The sequence below is a fragment of the Pseudomonas congelans genome (assembly GCF_900103225.1).
GTDB lineage: Bacteria > Pseudomonadota > Gammaproteobacteria > Pseudomonadales > Pseudomonadaceae > Aquipseudomonas > Aquipseudomonas congelans.
Map to the genome: position 1 here is coordinate 54,596 of NZ_FNJH01000007.1, position 15,100 is coordinate 69,695.

Genomic DNA, 15,100 nt, shown 5'->3' on the forward strand with positions numbered 1-15,100 from the left:
TGCAGCGAGTCTAGCGCTTGAAGCGCTCGGTCAGCGCCTGGGCAACGGCCGGGTGAACGAATTTGGTGATATCACCGCCCAACGCGGCGATTTCACGCACTAACGTCGAGGAAATGAACGAATAGCGCTCCGAGGGCGTAAGGAACAGGCTTTCGACGTCCGGTGCCAACTGGCGATTCATGTTGGCCAACTGAAACTCGTACTCGAAGTCCGACACGGCACGAAGTCCGCGCAGAAAGACGTTGGCATTCTGCTCCTTGGCAAAATGCGCCAGCAGGGTCGAAAAGCCGACCACTTCCACATTGGGCAAGTGCTTGGTGACTTCGCGGGCCAGCTCGACGCGTTGCTCCAGGGGGAACAGCGGGTTTTTCTTCGGGCTGGCAGCAACCGCAATGACCACTTGGTCGAACAGGCGCGATGCGCGCTCGACCAAATCTCCATGGCCCTTGGTAATCGGGTCGAAGGTGCCTGGGTACAACACTCGGTTCATCGCGTCGTCCTGGTCGGAGTCCGTTGTGGGACTCGGATGGTATCGCAGCCTTCCCGATGGGCCAAGCTGTGTGGCAGCTATCAAACGTCGTATTGCGCCGATTATCGGCCATGTTTGCACTGAGATCCCTGATTTTGGGGCTATTTACCGCAGCCACATTGGCTGGTCGGTGCATGAAAATTTTGTATGACTGACATTGATTGATGAGCGGAACGCCATGCGGATTTTCGATCAGTGCGGGTATCTGTCCTGTGCCGTCTCCCTGCGTCGACATGACTCTGTCATCGCAACGATTCTGCCACCATCGCAGTATCAGCCTGCGCTAAGATTGCCATCACCTGATCAGCAAAGAGTGGCCTGGCCCAGCATGGCACCGCGTACCAAAACCCGTGAACGAATCGTGCAAACCAGTCTGGAACTGTTCAATCAGCAGGGCGAGCGTTGCGTGACCACCAATCACATCGCTGCGCACATGGAAATCTCGCCCGGCAATCTTTATTACCACTTCGCCAATAAGCAGGCGATCATCGCTGAGCTGTTCTCCGAGTATGAGGTGCTGATCGGCAGTTTCCTGACCCTGCCAGCCGACCGTGTACCCACCATCGAGGACAAGCGCGATTACTTCCTGGCGATTATCGACGCCATGTGGCGCTACCGTTTTCTGCACCGTGACCTTGAGCACCTGCTGACGTCGGATGAGGAACTGGCGAGGCGTTATCGGCGTTTTTCTTACCGCTGTCTGATGCAGGCGATGACCATCTACCGGGGGTTCATCAAGGCGGGCATCCTGAAGATGGATGAGTCGCAGATCGAATGGACCAGTCTCAACACCTGGATCGTCCTGACGTCGTGGGTGCGTTTTCTGTGCACCAATCGGGAAAACGCCACGGAGATCAACCAATCGGCTATTCGACGTGGCGTCTATCAGGTACTTATGCTCGAATCTGTTTTTGTCGCGCCTCAGGCTCGCGAAGCGTTCGATGCACTGTGCAAAACGTTTCATGCATCGCTGCCCGAGGTTCTGATGTGAATTCCGGGACCGACGAGCAGCCAGCTTGGCGGTTCTCTGCCACAGGAGTGTGTCATGTCCATTGCGCAACTGATCAACCCCGAGCAACTGGCTGAACGCCAGAAAACTCCAGGCCTGGTGATTCTCGATTGCCGTTACGCGCTCGAGGATTCCGACTACGGTCAACGCAGTTACGCCCAGGGGCATATCGAGGGCGCGTCTTTTGCCGATCTGAAGCGCGACCTCAGCGGGCCTGTGATCAAGGGCAGGACCGGACGTCATCCACTGCCCGATCCCGCCGCCTTGCTGCAATGCTTTCAGGCGTGGGGCATCAACCCTGACAGCGATGTGGTGCTGTACGACGATGGTCCGGGAATGTATGCCGCGCGGGCCTGGTGGTTGCTGGCCTGGATGGGCAAGCGCGAAGGCGTCTACCTGCTCGATGGCGGCCTGAAGGCCTGGCACGCTGCGGGGCTGCCGTTGAGCCTTGACGCGCCGAATCGTGAACCCGGTCATTTCAGCGGTGAGCCGGATATGTCCATGGTGCTCAGCGGCAGTCGCTTGCAGGGTCGTCTGGGACGCCCGGAAATGACCCTGATCGACGCCCGTGCCGAAGCGCGCTTTCGAGGCGACGTAGAGCCTCTGGATCCGGTGGCCGGGCATATCCCCGGTGCGCAGTGTGCGGCCTGCACTGACAACCTTGGCGCGGATGGACGCTTTTTGCCGCCCGAGCAGCTCAGGCAGCGTTTCGCTGAAAAGCTGCAGGACCGCCCGCCGGAGAGTCTGGTGTCCTATTGCGGTTCAGGCGTCACCGCCTGCCATAACCTGTTCGCCCTGTGCCTGGCAGGTTATCCGCTGGCAACGTTATATGCGGGATCGTGGAGCGAGTGGATCACCGATCCTGAGCGCGCAATCGCCACGGGCGCCGATTGATTCGTTATCAACCGGTGGGCGGGCCGTCGCGCTCCTGGGCGGCGCATAGCCACAGCGGTATGCGACGTTCGAGGTAGTAACGCGGATTACGAAGCGAGCCTTCGACGAAGCCGACATGCCCGCCTTTGGTGTGCAGTTCGAATTCGGTGCAGGACGATAGCTCGCTGGGTTCGGGCAGGCTGTGAGGGAACACGAACGGGTCGTCGCTGGACTGGATGATCAGCGTCGGCGTCTGAATCTGGCCTAGGTAATAGCGGCTGGACGCCCTGCGGTAATAATCCGTGGCATCGGTAAAGCCGTGCAGCGGCGCAGTCACCCGGCCATCGAAGTCCCAGAAAGTGCGCATGTTCTCCAATGAGCCCAGCGCGGCAAGCTCGGCCAGCCCCTCGCTGATGCCTTCATGCTGAAACCGATGCTGCTTGTCACGGATATAAGCCAGCATTGCGCGCATGAAGTGCCGTTGATAAACCCGCGAGAAGCCTTGACCGATACGGTTGGCGCATTCGTCCAGACGAAACGGCACGGACACCGCCACCGCCCCCCGCAAATCACTGCTGGCGCCGGATTCACCCAGGTACTTAAGCAACACATTGCCGCCCAGCGAATACCCCACTGCATAAATCGGAGCCGATGGCCGCAGCGAACGCAAATGAGCTATCACCTCGGCCAGGTCCTCGCTCGCCCCGGAATGATAACTGCGCGACAGCAGGTTGGGTTCTCCCGAGCAGCCGCGCCAGTTCAACGCCACACTGGGCCAGCCCTGCGCCGCCATGGCCTTTTGCAGGCCGGCAACATAGGGCGAGTTGGACGACCCGGTCAGACCGTGCAGCACCAGCACCAAGGGTTTATCGGACTCATCCGGACCATGCCAGTCCATGTCCAGAAAGTCCCCGTCCTGCAACCACAATCGCTCGCGCGTACGCGCCAGCAACGTCGGCTTGCGCAGCAGCGGCCCCCAAAGCGTCTGCAAATGCGGATTGCCCATGCCGACGGCCGGGACGAATGGATTGGCATGGGACAGAAAGGTAGGACGTTTGGACACGTGCTTGCTCAACGATCAGGTCTGGGGTGACGGGCTATACGTTGCCACTAAGCAGTCCGGGATGTAAGGGGGACTGATCGTTACGTCGTTACGCGAGCCGGAAGAATGTGTTCATGACACTCTGCATGGAAAAGAGGACGCTGAGCGTCCAGAACTGCATGCCGACGCAGAGCATCGGCACGATAGTTACAAGAGTCTCGTCCCGCACGCTCCAGCGTGGGAATGCCGTTCGCGACGCTCTGCATCGCCAAGAGGACGCAGAGCGTCCAGAACGGCATGCTAACGCGGAGCATTGGCACGATAGTTATAAAACTCTCGTTCCGCACGCTCCAGCGTGGGAACGCCGTTCATGACGCTCTGCGTCCTCAAGACCTGCATGCCAAACGCGGAGCACTGGTACGTGAGCTGTCAGCCCTGGCCCCGCTGCCACAACGCGTAATAGACCTGGCCGGCCTTTTTCTCGCGGTGCAACCGCCAGCTGCCCGGCAAGCCGGTGGTCGATGGCGGTGTTTCGCTTTCGGTGTAGATCCAGGCGGTGTCGGCCAGCCAGCCGTGGCTTTCCAGCAGGTTGCAGGCTGAAGCCAGCAGGCCCTGATGGAAGGGCGGGTCGAGGAACACGACGTCGAAGGGCGACGCTGTGGCGGTTTCCAGATGGCGCAGGGCGTCGGTCTGAGAGACCTGGCCGCTGGTGCAGTTCAGTGCATTGAGGTTCTGGCGCAGGCTGGCGATGGCTGCCGCGTTGCTGTCCAGGGCCAGGCCCATGCTGGCGCCACGCGACAAGGCTTCGAAATACAGCGCGCCGCTGCCCGTGAAAACGTCCAGCACCCTGGCACCTGCGATGTAGGGTGCCAGCCAGTTGAACAGGGTTTCGCGCACGCGATCAGGTGTCGGGCGCAAGCCTGGGGCGTCGGGGAAGGTCAGGCGGCGGCTGCCCCATTCTCCGCCGATGATACGAAGCTGACCCAGGCCGTTGTGGCCCTTCGGACGTGGATTGGCCATCAGTGTTCCGGGACCCCTGCAGGTTGGCGGGCGGGTTTGTCGGTCGGCGCCGGCAATGGTTTTTGCTCGACGGTAGGACCCACGGTGACGATGACCATCTTGTCGGCGCTCAGATGCTTGCTCATAGCTGCTTTCACCTGCTCGACGGTCACGTTCTGCGCGGCGGCCATGTAGTCCTCAAGGTAGGTCAACGGCAGGTTGTAGAAGCCGATGGCACCCAACTGACCCACGATGGCCGAATTGCTGGCTGCGGTCAGCGGGAAGCTGCCGGTCAGTTCGCGCTTCACATCGTCGACTTCTTTCTGGGTCGGACCATTGGCGAGGAAGTCGCGCACGATGTCCTGCACCAGCTTGAGGGTGTTTTCGCTCATTTCCGCACGCGTCTGCAGGCCGACCATGAACGGTCCCGCCACCTGCATGGCGGTGAAGCCGGAAGACACACCGTAGGTCAGGCCGCGTTTTTCCCGCACTTCGGTCATCAGCCGGCTGCCGAAGCCGCCGCCGCCCAATACCGAGTTACCCACGGTGAGTGCCGCGTAGTCCGGATCGTTGCGGTCAACACCCAGCTGCGCGAGCATCAGGTGCGTCTGGTTGGAGGCAAATTCGATGTGTGTGGTGCCTGCCTTGGGCTCGACCGGGTCAGCCACTTTGGCCAGCGCCGGGCCTTTGGGCAGCGAGGCAGATACCTGAGCCGCGATGTCCTGTGCTTCGTCTCGCGACAGGTCGCCGACCAGAGCAATCACTGCATTGCCCGCCGCATAGCCCTTGGCGTGGAAAGCCTTGAGCTGAGCCAGGGTAATGGCATTGACGCTCTTGGCGTCGCCTTCGCTCGGGTGGGCGTAGGGGTGATCACCGTACAGACGATTGAACAGTTCCTTGCTGGCGATAGCGCCGGGGTTCTGTTTCTGAGTCTCGAAGCTGGCGATCAACTGGTTCTTGATGCGGGCCAGAGAATCGGCAGGGAAGGTGGGCTTGCCCACGACTTCACTGAACAGCTTCAGGGCCGGCTCGCGCTTGTCCGCAGCACTCAGGCTGCGCAACGAGGTCACCGCCATGTCGCGGTAGGATCCGTTGCTGAAGTCGGCGCCCAGGCCTTCGAAGCCCTGGGCGATCGCGTTGACGTCCTTGCCTTTGATGCCCTCGTTGAGCATGGCGTTGGTCAGCAGGGCAATGCCGGGCGATTTCTGGTCCTGGCTGCTGCCCGCAGCGAACGTCAGGCGCATGTCGAACATCGGCAATTCGCGGGATTCCACGAACAGCACACGGGCGCCCTCGGCGGTATTCCAGGTCTGGATATTCAGGGCGCGGCGGGCCGGAGCCTTGCCGTCCAGTTCCTTGAGGGTCTGCAGGTTGCTGCCCAGCGCGGGAGCGGCCTGGCCCTGCTCGGCAGGGGCGTCGTCGGCCAGGGCTGGCAGTGCGACAAAGGCACCGAGCGAACCGGCCAGGATCAGGCCAAGCAGCGCATGACGTGGAGCATTGCGCGTGATCATTTGGCTTTCTCCTCAGGCAGAACGTGTGCAACGCTGAGGCGCTCACGGGTGAAATAGGTGTTGGCAGCTTTCTGGATGTCTTGCGGTGTCACGCTCTGCAGCGCCTCCAGTTCATTGTCCATCAGCTTCCAGGACAGACCGACGGTTTCCAGCTCTCCGATCATGGTTGCCTGGCTGGTGATCGAGTCGCGCTCGTAGACCACGCCGGCAATCACCTGGGCGCGGACACGCTCCAGCTCCTCGGCGGACGGCGCCTTGGTTTTCAGCTCATCGAGCAGGCGCCAGATCCCGGCTTCCACATCGGCCAGGGTCTTCTTCTTTTGCAGGTTGGGGGTGGCGCTGATCATGAACAGGCTGTCGCCGCGAGCGAACGCGTCGTAGCGCGAAGAGGCACCGGAGACCAGCTCTTCGCCGCGTTCCAGGCGCGAGGAAATGCGTGCGCTGTAACCACCGTCGAGCAGCGCTGCGATCAGACGCAGGGCGTTCGCCGAGCGAGGATCTTCAGCGGTCGCGACACTCGGTACGTTGAAACCGTAGATAAGGCTCGGCAGCTGGGTCTTGACGTGCAGGGTGATCTTGCGCTCGCCCGGCTCGGCCAGTTCCAGTGGTTTTTTCGACGGCGGTACGTCGCGGCGCGGGATCGACCCGAAAAAGCGTTCTGCCAGGGCTTTGACTTCGTCCGGCTGCACATCACCGACCACCACCAGCGTGGCGTTGTTCGGCGCATACCAGGATTCGTACCAGTGGCGCAGTTCTTCGACCTTCATGCGTTCCAGGTCCGCCATCCAGCCGATGGTCGGCGTGTGATAGCCGCTGGCAGGGTAGGCCATCGCCTTGAAGCGCTCGAACGCCTTGCCCATCGGCTGGTCGTCGGTACGCAGGCGGCGCTCTTCCTTGATGACCTCTATCTCGCGGCTAAACTCGTCGGCGGGCAATTTCAGGGTCGCCATGCGATCGGCTTCCAGCTCCAGCGCGACGCTCAGACGGTCACGCGCCAGCACCTGGTAATAGGCGGTGTAGTCGTCGCTGGTGAACGCATTCTCTTCAGCGCCCAGATCGCGCAGAATCAGCGAAGATTCACCCGGTCCGGTTTTGCTGCTGCCTTTGAACATCATGTGTTCAAGCGCGTGGGACAGACCGGTCTGGCCCGGCGTTTCGTAGCTGGAGCCAACCTTGTACCAGATCTGCGAAACCACCACCGGAGCGCGGTGGTCTTCGCGGACAACAACCTTCAGGCCATTGTCGAGGGTGAATTCGTGAGTCGGTTGCGGATCAGCAGCCAATGCTGTCAAAGGCAGACAAATTGTGCTGAGCAGCAGGCCTGCGGCGCGGCGGGCTAGAGCATTCATTCGTAGTTTGAACCTGTAGGACGGCCCGCTTGAACTTAGCGTCGGCGGGCGCGGGGGTGTTAGGATACTGATCCGTTTGCTTCAGAGACACCCTTCACTGGCCGATTGCGAGTGAAACCTGTCTGAAACGCAGGTAAAGGTAGCTGCACAAGCGGCCGTTGAGTGAACAAGAAGTCCTAAACGCAGTCTGTTTTGCATGTCAGAATTTTTCCGGGTCGCCCTCTGGCGCCCCGCAACCTTGAGATAGCCGTCATCCATGTTTGGTTCCAACGACGACAAGAAGACCCCAGCCGAGGCTGGAGAGAAGAAAGGCCTGTTCGGATGGCTGCGCAAGAAGCCGCAGCAGACCGAGCCGAAGCCAGCAGAATCATCCCCGACGCAACCCGACCCGATCGCCGATCCGGTTGCAGCGACGCCGCAGGCTGAGCCCCATGTTGCCTCGCAATCGGTGCCCGAAGTCACTGCCGAAGCAGCAGCGCCTGCATCGCAAGGCCATGTCGAGCCCGGCGCGCCGTCGCCTCAGCCCTGGCTGACCTTGCCGGTGACCGAAGAGCCGGTGGCATTGAGTGACGAGCGCGAGCCGCATGTCACGCCGGCCATCCCTGAACAAAGCCATGCCCTTGTTGCGCCCCAACCGCTGGAGCCTGAACCCGTTGCAGCGGAGCCGGTAGCGGATATCGTGCCGCTCGCGATGCCTGAGCCGGTGCTGGTTCAGCCTGTTGCAGAGCCAGAGCCAGCCGTCGCGCAGGCAGTGCCGCAACCTGTTCAGCCTGCTGCGCAAGAGCTTGCAGTGCCGGGGCCTGCTATACCCGAGCCGGAAACCGGTAAGGTCGGTTTCTTTGCACGCCTCAAGCAGGGGCTGTCGAAGACCAGTGCCAGCATTGGCGAAGGCATGGCCAGTTTGTTTCTGGGCAAGAAGGCCATCGATGACGACCTGCTCGAAGAAATCGAAACCCGACTGCTGACCGCCGATGTCGGCGTTGAAGCCACCTCGGTCATCATCAAGAGCCTGACCCAGAAGGTCGCGCGCAAGCAGTTGACCGACGCTCAGGCGCTGTACACCTCTTTGCAGGGCGAGCTGGCCGCGATGCTCAAGCCTGTCGAGCAACCGCTGGTGATCAAGTCCGAACACAAGCCGTTCGTGATTCTGGTGGTCGGCGTCAATGGCGCAGGCAAGACCACGACCATCGGCAAGCTGGCCAAGAAGCTGCAACTGGAAGGCAAGAAGGTCATGCTGGCGGCGGGCGACACGTTCCGCGCTGCAGCCGTCGAGCAATTGCAGGTCTGGGGTGAGCGTAATCACATACCGGTCATCGCCCAGCACACCGGTGCCGACTCGGCTTCTGTCATCTTCGATGCAGTGCAGGCCGCCAAGGCTCGCGGTATCGACGTGCTGATCGCTGACACCGCCGGTCGTCTGCACACCAAGGACAACCTGATGGAGGAGTTGAAGAAGGTTCGCCGCGTGATCGGCAAGCTGGACGCAGACGCTCCCCACGAAGTTCTGCTGGTCCTCGATGCGGGCACCGGGCAGAACGCTATCAATCAGGCCAAGCAGTTCAACCAGACCGTCACGCTGACCGGGCTGGCGCTGACCAAGCTGGATGGCACCGCCAAGGGCGGCGTGATTTTCGCCCTGGCCAAGCAGTTCGGCTTGCCGATTCGCTATATCGGCGTCGGTGAAGGTATCGATGATCTTCGTACTTTCGAGGCCGAACCCTTTGTTCAGGCACTGTTTGCGGAGCGGGAGCGTTCATGATTCGATTCGAGCAGGTCGGTAAGCGCTACCCGAATGGACATGTCGGGTTGCATGAACTGAGCTTTCGAGTACGTCGCGGCGAGTTTTTGTTTGTCACCGGTCATTCCGGTGCCGGCAAAAGCACGCTGCTGCGCCTGTTGCTGGCCATGGAGCGTCCGACCACCGGCAAACTGATGCTGGCCGGTCAGGACCTTGGGCAAATCAGCAACGCGCAAATCCCGTTTCTGCGTCGTCAGATCGGCGTGGTGTTCCAGAATCACCAGTTGCTGTTCGATCGCACGGTGTTCAACAACATCGCGTTGCCGCTGCAGATCCTTGGTCTCTCCAAGCCCGAGATCGCCAAGCGCGTCGACTCGGCGCTTGAGCGAGTGGCGTTGTCCGACAAGGCCGAGCTGTATCCGGGTGACCTTTCTACCGGTCAACAGCAGCGTGTCGGCATTGCCCGCGCCATCGTTCACCGTCCGGCCCTGCTGCTTGCCGATGAACCGACCGGTAACCTCGACCCGCGCCTGGCGGCGGAGATCATGGGTGTGTTTGAAGATATCAACCGACTGGGGACCAGCGTGCTGATTGCCAGTCACGACCTGGCATTGATCGCCCGCATGCGCCATCGCATGCTTACCCTGCAGCGCGGTCGTCTGATCGGTGACGGGGAGGCCGGAGTATGAGTGCCACACGCAGCCCCAAGGTTTCAGAGCGCGTCGCGCCAAAAGCCGCCGATCCGGTGCCGCCGAAACAGAAAAAGCAGCGCCACGACCACGATGACGACGGCCCTGATTTCAGTGCGCTATTGTCCGCCTGGCTGGAAAGTCACCGTTCCAGTCTGCTGGACAGCCTGCGACGTCTGGGCAAACAACCGATTGGCAGCTTCTTTACGTGTCTGGTGATGGCGATTGCCCTGAGCCTGCCGATGGGCTTGTCGTTGCTGTTGAGCAATGTCGAGCGTCTGGGCGGTTCATGGCAGCGCGCGGCGCAGATTTCGATCTACCTGAACCTGGATGCCAGCACCGCCGATGGCACTCGCCTGCGCGATGAAATCAAGGCGATGCCCGGCGTGGCAGATGCTGAGTACATCAGCAGCGAACAGGCGTTGGGTGAGTTCAAGCAGCAGTCCGGGTTGGGCGAGGCGCTCAAGGAATTGCCGGAGAACCCGCTTCCGGGCGTGGTGCTGGTGACGCCGGACGAGGTGGACAAACCTGCGCTTGAGGCCTTGCGCACGCGGCTGGCCGAATTGCCCAAGGTAGAGCAGGCGCAGCTGGACCTGGTCTGGGTCGAAAGACTGGCCGCGATCCTCAAACTGGGTGATCGCTTCGTTTTCGGCTTGACGGTTTTGCTGGTCTCGGCTTTGCTGTTAGTAATTGGTAACACAATTCGTCTACACATTGAAAACCGCCGCATCGAAATCGAAGTCATCAAACTGGTGGGCGGTACCGACAGCTACGTGCGCAGGCCTTTCCTTTATATGGGCGCGCTTTACGGCTTCGGGGCTGGCATCCTGTCCTGGGGCGTTCTGGCTTATGGCCTGAACTGGCTGAACGGCGCAGTGGTCGGGCTGGCAGGTCTCTACGGAAGTGACTTTGCGCTGGCCGGCGTGCCAATGGGTGATGGTCTTTCCCTCTTGCTTGGAGCGGTTCTGTTAGGGTATATCGGTGCCTGGATTGCGGTGGCCCGACATCTTCGTGAACTGGCGCCCCGGTAGAGCCACATTATTGATTCACCAGACTGGCCTCTGAAAATCAAGGAACTTGGTTAGCGGTTCCGGGTCAATCTGGCTAATGCTGAACTGCACATTACCTGTGCGCTGGAGGTTTTTTCGTATGACCACTTCTTTGCAACCTGCTTATGCTCTAGTCCCGGGTGCGAACCTCGAGGCCTATGTGCACACGGTCAACAGCATTCCCTTGCTGACGCCCGAGCAGGAGCGTGAACTGGCTGAGAGTCTCTACTATGAGCAGGATCTGGACGCGGCCCGTCAAATGGTCCTCGCCCACCTGCGATTCGTCGTGCACATCGCGCGCAGTTATTCGGGTTATGGTCTGGCGCAGGCCGACCTGATCCAGGAAGGTAACGTCGGTCTGATGAAGGCCGTGAAACGTTTCAACCCGGAAATGGGCGTGCGTCTGGTGTCTTTCGCCGTGCACTGGATCAAGGCCGAAATTCACGAGTTCATCCTGCGCAACTGGCGCATCGTCAAGGTCGCCACGACCAAGGCGCAGCGCAAGCTGTTCTTCAACCTGCGCAGCCAGAAGAAGCGTCTGGCCTGGCTGAACAACGATGAAGTCCATCGTGTTGCAGAAAGCCTTGGCGTCGAGCCGCGTGAAGTGCGTGAGATGGAAAGCCGTCTCACGGGCCACGATATGGCGTTCGACCCGGCAGCCGAAGCGGATGACGACAGCGCCTTTCAGTCGCCGGCCAACTATCTGGAAGACCACCGTTACGACCCGGCGCGTCAACTGGAAGACTCCGACTGGACCGACAACTCCACCGCCAATCTGCATCAGGCGCTGGACGTGCTGGACGAACGCAGCCGTGACATTCTCTACCAGCGCTGGCTGGCAGAAGAAAAAGCCACGCTGCACGACCTGGCACAGAAGTACAACGTCTCTGCCGAGCGTATTCGTCAGCTGGAAAAAAGCGCGATGAACAAGCTCAAGACGTCGATCGCCGCGTAAGGCTGAACGGCAACGAAAAACGCCCCGAGATGATCGGGGCGTTTTTGTTTGCGGGGATTGCCTACCGTGCCCATGCTCCGCGTGGACGTTCCCATGCTCGAACGTAGGAGCGAACTTGTTCGCGAAAGGGCCCTTACAGTCGCAGGAGATTTGGCGTTCAAAATAATGCCTTCGCGAACAAGTTCGCTCCTACAAAAGCCTCCCGGGCACGAGCGTGGGGAACGAAAGGCCGTTGAAACAGAGCGCAAACCTCACCAGCGACGGCTGCTGTTCAGCCCCTGCAGGTACTCATCCCCACCCAGCTGACGCATCTGCTGACGAATCCAGCCTGCGCGGCGAGAGACGTAGCTGCTCGGGTGACTGGCGCTCCACTGGCGCGGGTTGGGCAGAACGGCGGCGAGGTAGCTGGCCTGTTGCGCCGACAGCGCGCTGGCGTTGGTGCGGAAGTGGTGTTGCGCCGCAGCCTGGGCGCCGAATACACCTTCGTCCCACTCGACACTGTTGAGGTACACCTCGAGGATGCGCTCCTTGGACCAGAGCAGCTCGATAAGCATGGTGAACCAGGCTTCAAGCCCCTTGCGCAGATAGCTGCGGCCGGACCACAGGAACAGGTTTTTCGATACCTGCTGGCTGAGCGTGCTGGCCCCGCGTATCGAGCCGCCGCGCTCGTTGTGCAGGATGGCCGCTTGAATCGCGTCGACGTCGAAACCCCAGTGTTCGGCGAATTTCTGGTCTTCGCCGGCAATAACCGCGATTTTCAGATTTTCGGAGATTTTATCCCACGGCTCCCAGTCGCGTTGCAGGTCGATAGGCTCGCCGTCGACCCAGGATTCGATCTTGCGCTCGACCATCAGCGCGGTGCCCGGTGGCGGCACCCAGCGCAGAACCAGAACCACGAGAACACTGCCTGCGGCGAACCACAGCAGGGCTTTGAAGAGGCGACGAAGAATAGACTGCAGCATAGAGATGGCTTGGCCGAACCCGTTGAGCGGGCCATTATACAGACCGTGCGCCTTCCGACGATTTTTCACTGGAGTTCCTGATGCTTCGTAGCTTTTTGATGCTGGCCGCCTTCTTCGGCTTCACCGGTGTGGCCCTGGGCGCATTTGCCGCCCACGGTCTCAAGGAACGCCTGAGCGCCGAGTACCTGGCAGTGTTCCACACGGGTGTGCTTTATCAACTGATTCACGCGCTGGCCCTGCTCGGCGTGGCGATACTGGCAACGCACATCCCCGGACGCCTGATCACCTGGGCCGGATTCTCCTTCGCGGTCGGTATTCTGCTGTTTTCCGGCAGCCTCTACGCCTTGACCCTCACCGGGTTCAGCAAGCTGGGCATCATCACGCCGTTCGGTGGTCTGGCATTTCTGTTCGGCTGGTCGATGCTGGGGCTGGCGGCCTGGAGGCTGGGTTCGCCTCCTTGAGCATTTGCTCTGCGCGAAGCAGGCCGCGCTTGAGACGAATGGCGTGGCTTTGCCTTGGTCATACCGGCTGATCGGGCTAGAATGCTGGCCCCCCAAAAATGATGGCTGCTCCCGCATGCACATTCAGTTGAACGGCGAACCCTTTGAATTGCCCGATGGCGAAACCGTCGCGGCATTACTGACCCGTCTGGACCTTGCCGGGCGCCGGGTCGCGGTGGAACTGAACCTGGATATCGTGCCGCGCAGTCAGCATGTAGCAACTGTCCTGAGTGAAGGCGATCAGGTCGAAGTGGTTCATGCCATTGGCGGTGGCTAGTTCGCAATCCGCACTGCGCCCAACCCAATCTGCACGTTATGAGGATTTCCGATGAGCAATGTTCGCAGCGACAAGCCCTTCGTCCTGGCCGGCCGGACTTTCGAGTCGCGCCTGCTGGTAGGCACCGGCAAGTACATCGATATGGAACAGACCCGTCTGGCCATCGAAGCGTCGGGTGCCGAGATCGTCACCGTTGCAGTGCGCCGCACCAACCTGGGCCAGAACCCTGGCGAGCCGAACCTGCTGGACGTGCTGCCGCCTGATCGTTACACCATTTTGCCGAATACCGCCGGCTGCTTCGATGCGACCGAGGCCGTGCGTACCTGCCGCCTGTCCCGGGAATTGCTCGACGGCCGCAATCTGGTCAAGCTCGAAGTGCTGGCTGACCAGAAAACCCTGTTCCCGAATGTGATCGAAACCCTCAAGGCCGCCGAGATTCTGGTCAAGGACGGATTCGACGTGATGGTCTACACCAGTGATGACCCGATCATCGCCCGCCAGCTGGCCGAAATCGGCTGCATCGCGATCATGCCGCTGGCTGGCCTGATCGGCAGCGGTCTGGGTATCTGCAACCCGTACAACCTGCAGATCATTCTTGAAGAAACCAAAGTGCCGGTGCTGGTCGATGCCGGTGTCGGTACCGCCTCCGATGCCACCATCGCGATGGAACTGGGCTGTGAAGCGGTACTGATGAACTCGGCCATCGCCCATGCCCGGCAGCCGGTGATGATGGCCGAAGCCATGAAGCACGCCGTAATTGCCGGTCGTCTGGCGTACCTCGCCGGGCGTATGCCACGAAAACTCTATGCCAGCGCGTCTTCGCCGCTGGATGGCCTGATCAAGTAAGAGCCCGTTGATGACTGATTCGCACGTTCCGCACCCAGAGTCGCCTGCTGTCGAAGAAGGCGAAGAGCGCCCGCACCGCCGCATCAAGAGTTTCGTGATGCGTGCCGGCCGCATGACCGAAGGTCAGCAGCGCGGCCTCGATCAAGGCCTCCCGCTGTATGGCCTGTCGCTGACCGACACGCCGGTGGATTTCGATCAGGTATTCGGTCGCGTTGCGCCGCGTACGCTGGAAATCGGCTTTGGCATGGGTCACTCGCTGCTGGAAATGGCGGCTGCGGCCCCCGAGCACGACTTCATCGGTGTTGAGGTGCATTCTCCAGGCGTGGGCGCGCTGCTCAATGGCGTACTGACCCAGGGACTGACCAATGTGCGCGTCTACGATTGCGACGCTATTGAAGTGCTGAACCGCTGCGTTGCGGACAACAGCCTGGATCGCCTGATGCTGTTCTTCCCGGACCCGTGGCACAAGAGCCGTCACCACAAGCGCCGCATCGTGCAGCCGGAATTCGCCGCGCTGGTGCGCAGCAAACTGAAGGCCGGCGGCGTGTTCCACATGGCCACCGATTGGGGGCCTTACGCGGAATACATGCTGGAAGTGATGAGCGTGGCGCCCGGTTATCGCAACCAGGCTGAAGACAACCAGTACGTCCCGCGCCCTGCGGAAAGGCCGATCACCAAGTTCGAGCGCCGTGGCGAGAAGCTCGGACACGGCGTCTGGGATCTGAAGTTCGAGAAAGTCGACTGACCGGGCTTGCGGGTTGCTGACAACCCG

Annotated in this window: 16 protein-coding genes; 10 read left to right on the forward strand and 6 right to left on the reverse strand. The window is 60.9% G+C overall.

Translation table 11 applies throughout. The features are described from left to right. Positions 1-10: 10 nt before the first annotated feature. A complete protein-coding gene (gene coaD, locus BLR20_RS20865; RefSeq protein WP_003348749.1) occupies positions 11-490 on the reverse strand; it encodes a pantetheine-phosphate adenylyltransferase in 480 nt (159 codons plus the stop codon). 367 nt (positions 491-857) lie between these two features. Here coaD and BLR20_RS20870 point away from each other — a divergent pair, with 367 nt between their 5' ends. Further along, positions 858-1,520 carry a TetR/AcrR family transcriptional regulator gene (locus BLR20_RS20870; RefSeq protein ID WP_054992473.1) on the forward strand — a complete coding sequence of 221 codons (663 nt, stop codon included), beginning with the start codon at positions 858-860 and terminating at the stop codon, positions 1,518-1,520. Positions 1,521-1,574: 54 nt separating this feature from the next. Beyond that, positions 1,575-2,432 (forward strand): sulfurtransferase, encoded by an 858-nt coding sequence (locus tag BLR20_RS20875; RefSeq protein ID WP_032612328.1) that lies wholly within the window; start codon positions 1,575-1,577, stop codon positions 2,430-2,432. Positions 2,433-2,439: 7 nt separating this feature from the next. On the opposite strand, the gene BLR20_RS20880 is transcribed toward BLR20_RS20875, so the two are convergent. The 4 genes from BLR20_RS20880 to BLR20_RS20895 form a co-directional block, all read right to left on the reverse strand. Then, on the reverse strand, positions 2,440-3,474 hold the full coding sequence (locus BLR20_RS20880) for a hydrolase (protein WP_096124712.1): 1,035 nt from the start codon (positions 3,472-3,474) through the stop codon (positions 2,440-2,442). Between the two features lie 408 nt (positions 3,475-3,882). Then, a complete protein-coding gene (rsmD, locus tag BLR20_RS20885) occupies positions 3,883-4,473 on the reverse strand; it encodes a 16S rRNA (guanine(966)-N(2))-methyltransferase RsmD (protein ID WP_003316320.1) in 591 nt (196 codons plus the stop codon). Further along, positions 4,473-5,963, reverse strand: coding sequence for a M16 family metallopeptidase (locus BLR20_RS20890; protein WP_054992474.1), 1,491 nt, complete (start codon positions 5,961-5,963; stop codon positions 4,473-4,475). Before BLR20_RS20890 ends, rsmD begins: the two co-directional genes overlap by 1 nt. Beyond that, on the reverse strand, positions 5,960-7,312 hold the full coding sequence (locus tag BLR20_RS20895) for a M16 family metallopeptidase (RefSeq protein ID WP_010432412.1): 1,353 nt from the start codon (positions 7,310-7,312) through the stop codon (positions 5,960-5,962). Before BLR20_RS20895 ends, BLR20_RS20890 begins: the two co-directional genes overlap by 4 nt. Positions 7,313-7,568: 256 nt before the next feature. Here BLR20_RS20895 and ftsY point away from each other — a divergent pair, with 256 nt between their 5' ends. The 4 genes from ftsY to rpoH all read left to right on the forward strand — a co-directional run bounded on the left by ftsY (position 7,569) and on the right by rpoH (position 11,743). Next, a complete protein-coding gene (gene ftsY / locus BLR20_RS20900) occupies positions 7,569-9,071 on the forward strand; it encodes a signal recognition particle-docking protein FtsY (RefSeq protein ID WP_054992475.1) in 1,503 nt (500 codons plus the stop codon). Continuing rightward, positions 9,068-9,739: a cell division ATP-binding protein FtsE gene (ftsE, locus tag BLR20_RS20905; protein ID WP_002555631.1), complete on the forward strand. Its 672-nt coding sequence runs from the start codon at positions 9,068-9,070 to the stop codon at positions 9,737-9,739. Before ftsY ends, ftsE begins: the two co-directional genes overlap by 4 nt. Further along, positions 9,736-10,770: a permease-like cell division protein FtsX gene (gene ftsX, locus BLR20_RS20910; protein ID WP_003393643.1), complete on the forward strand. Its 1,035-nt coding sequence runs from the start codon at positions 9,736-9,738 to the stop codon at positions 10,768-10,770. Before ftsE ends, ftsX begins: the two co-directional genes overlap by 4 nt. A gap of 118 nt (positions 10,771-10,888) precedes the next feature. Beyond that, on the forward strand, positions 10,889-11,743 hold the full coding sequence (gene rpoH / locus BLR20_RS20915; RefSeq protein WP_002555629.1) for an RNA polymerase sigma factor RpoH: 855 nt from the start codon (positions 10,889-10,891) through the stop codon (positions 11,741-11,743). A gap of 251 nt (positions 11,744-11,994) precedes the next feature. On the opposite strand, the gene mtgA is transcribed toward rpoH, so the two are convergent. After that, positions 11,995-12,705, reverse strand: coding sequence for a monofunctional biosynthetic peptidoglycan transglycosylase (gene mtgA, locus BLR20_RS20925; RefSeq protein ID WP_054992489.1), 711 nt, complete (start codon positions 12,703-12,705; stop codon positions 11,995-11,997). Positions 12,706-12,785: 80 nt separating this feature from the next. Here mtgA and BLR20_RS20930 point away from each other — a divergent pair, with 80 nt between their 5' ends. The 4 genes from BLR20_RS20930 to trmB all read left to right on the forward strand — a co-directional run bounded on the left by BLR20_RS20930 (position 12,786) and on the right by trmB (position 15,073). Next, positions 12,786-13,166 carry a DUF423 domain-containing protein gene (locus tag BLR20_RS20930; RefSeq protein ID WP_003372515.1) on the forward strand — a complete coding sequence of 127 codons (381 nt, stop codon included), beginning with the start codon at positions 12,786-12,788 and terminating at the stop codon, positions 13,164-13,166. A gap of 115 nt (positions 13,167-13,281) precedes the next feature. Continuing rightward, positions 13,282-13,482 carry a sulfur carrier protein ThiS gene (gene thiS / locus BLR20_RS20935; protein WP_010432400.1) on the forward strand — a complete coding sequence of 67 codons (201 nt, stop codon included), beginning with the start codon at positions 13,282-13,284 and terminating at the stop codon, positions 13,480-13,482. Positions 13,483-13,533: 51 nt separating this feature from the next. After that, positions 13,534-14,328 (forward strand): thiazole synthase, encoded by a 795-nt coding sequence (locus BLR20_RS20940; RefSeq protein ID WP_010432397.1) that lies wholly within the window; start codon positions 13,534-13,536, stop codon positions 14,326-14,328. Between the two features lie 97 nt (positions 14,329-14,425). After that, entirely contained in the window at positions 14,426-15,073 is a 648-nt protein-coding gene (gene trmB, locus BLR20_RS20945) for a tRNA (guanosine(46)-N7)-methyltransferase TrmB (protein WP_222943635.1), read from the forward strand. Positions 15,074-15,100 lie beyond the last annotated feature (27 nt).

What these genes read in the sequence shown, in the direction of transcription:
- coaD (WP_003348749.1), bottom strand. Translation starts at nt 490, where the DNA reads ATGAACCGAGTGTTGTACCCAGGCACCTTCGACCCGATTACCAAGGGC.
- BLR20_RS20870 (WP_054992473.1), top strand. Translation starts at nt 858, where the DNA reads ATGGCACCGCGTACCAAAACCCGTGAACGAATCGTGCAAACCAGTCTG.
- BLR20_RS20875 (WP_032612328.1), top strand. Translation starts at nt 1,575, where the DNA reads ATGTCCATTGCGCAACTGATCAACCCCGAGCAACTGGCTGAACGCCAG.
- rsmD (WP_003316320.1), bottom strand. Translation starts at nt 4,473, where the DNA reads ATGGCCAATCCACGTCCGAAGGGCCACAACGGCCTGGGTCAGCTTCGT.
- BLR20_RS20890 (WP_054992474.1), bottom strand. Translation starts at nt 5,963, where the DNA reads ATGATCACGCGCAATGCTCCACGTCATGCGCTGCTTGGCCTGATCCTG.
- BLR20_RS20895 (WP_010432412.1), bottom strand. Translation starts at nt 7,312, where the DNA reads ATGAATGCTCTAGCCCGCCGCGCCGCAGGCCTGCTGCTCAGCACAATT.
- ftsY (WP_054992475.1), top strand. Translation starts at nt 7,569, where the DNA reads ATGTTTGGTTCCAACGACGACAAGAAGACCCCAGCCGAGGCTGGAGAG.
- ftsE (WP_002555631.1), top strand. Translation starts at nt 9,068, where the DNA reads ATGATTCGATTCGAGCAGGTCGGTAAGCGCTACCCGAATGGACATGTC.
- ftsX (WP_003393643.1), top strand. Translation starts at nt 9,736, where the DNA reads ATGAGTGCCACACGCAGCCCCAAGGTTTCAGAGCGCGTCGCGCCAAAA.
- rpoH (WP_002555629.1), top strand. Translation starts at nt 10,889, where the DNA reads ATGACCACTTCTTTGCAACCTGCTTATGCTCTAGTCCCGGGTGCGAAC.
- mtgA (WP_054992489.1), bottom strand. Translation starts at nt 12,705, where the DNA reads ATGCTGCAGTCTATTCTTCGTCGCCTCTTCAAAGCCCTGCTGTGGTTC.
- BLR20_RS20930 (WP_003372515.1), top strand. Translation starts at nt 12,786, where the DNA reads ATGCTTCGTAGCTTTTTGATGCTGGCCGCCTTCTTCGGCTTCACCGGT.
- thiS (WP_010432400.1), top strand. Translation starts at nt 13,282, where the DNA reads ATGCACATTCAGTTGAACGGCGAACCCTTTGAATTGCCCGATGGCGAA.
- BLR20_RS20940 (WP_010432397.1), top strand. Translation starts at nt 13,534, where the DNA reads ATGAGCAATGTTCGCAGCGACAAGCCCTTCGTCCTGGCCGGCCGGACT.
- trmB (WP_222943635.1), top strand. Translation starts at nt 14,426, where the DNA reads ATGCGTGCCGGCCGCATGACCGAAGGTCAGCAGCGCGGCCTCGATCAA.